This is a genomic window from Deinococcus pimensis DSM 21231, from assembly GCF_000519345.1.
GTDB classification, from domain to species: domain Bacteria; phylum Deinococcota; class Deinococci; order Deinococcales; family Deinococcaceae; genus Deinococcus_A; species Deinococcus_A pimensis.
Genome location: NZ_KI912619.1, coordinates 39,175 through 39,617, shown reverse-complemented (window position 1 = coordinate 39,617; position 443 = coordinate 39,175). Strand labels below are relative to the sequence as shown.

Here is a 443-nt window from a genome sequence, read left to right as displayed (position 1 = left end):
GCCGCCGCGCGCGACGACCGCGTCGGGGGCGGGCCAGCCCTCGGTGAGGCGGGCGATGTCGTCGCGGACGCGCGCGAGGCGCTCTTCCTGCGTGAGGTGGTCGTCGGGGTGGCTGATCTCGGCGCGGTCGAGCGTGACGCGGAGCTTGCCCGGCAGTTCGGCGACCTCGCTGCCCTCGATGTGGGCGAGGGCGAGCTTCGTGCTGCTGGAGCCGGGGTTGATCACGTACGCGATCATGGGGAGAGCCTAGCACGGCGGTGAGCCCCTGCCCCGCACCCGCCTGAGAAGCATGAGTCACTTCTCATGAGCTGTGTGGCCGTGCCTCATCTCCCACGCGTCCAATACGACCATGACCCGGCCCGCCGACCGCGTGAGCGCCCGACTGCGCCCGGACGACCTCGCCCTGCTGCGCGACCTCGCCGCGCGCGTCCCGCACGCACGCG

The 443-nt window shown here is 72.9% G+C and carries 1 pseudogene; it reads right to left on the bottom strand.

Going from position 1 to position 443, the window contains the following annotated elements:
* Positions 1–237: pseudogene (locus DEIPI_RS38715) on the bottom strand (butyrate kinase); the annotation flags it as partial.
* Positions 238–443: the final 206 nt, after the last annotated feature.